The organism is Clostridium sp. ZBS15, from assembly GCF_023845705.1.
GTDB lineage: Bacteria > Bacillota > Clostridia > Clostridiales > Clostridiaceae > Clostridium > Clostridium aquiflavi.
This window is the reverse complement of record NZ_JAMQHY010000192.1, coordinates 1-281: the sequence shown is the minus strand read 5'-3', so window position 1 is coordinate 281 and position 281 is coordinate 1. Positions and strand designations below refer to the sequence as shown.

The window sequence follows — 281 nt, the reverse complement described above, 5'->3', positions numbered from 1 at the left end:
GATTTCCTGGAACATGGGCCTAAGGGCCGGCAAGATTTCAGCAGGTGTAAGCTGAAGGTATTTTGGATGATGTAGTGTAGCATCCATCACGTTGAGCGGAATTTCCAGAAAGTCGAAGGCTTTGCCCTGCTCAAAATTGAAAGGATAAAAAGGGAGGCAGTACGAGTTGCGAAAGCCAAAATGCTCGGCAAAGCCTAACGTAGAATCGTATTCGAATGCCAGATTATCGACTAGGCCTGGCGTGATACGCGGCTCCCACCGCAGGTAGTGAAATCGTACGC

1 pseudogene is annotated in these 281 nt (G+C 49.1%); it reads right to left on the bottom strand.

Going from position 1 to position 281, the window contains the following annotated elements:
• Positions 1 to 281, bottom strand: a pseudogene (locus NG904_RS16980) (hypothetical protein); the annotation flags it as partial.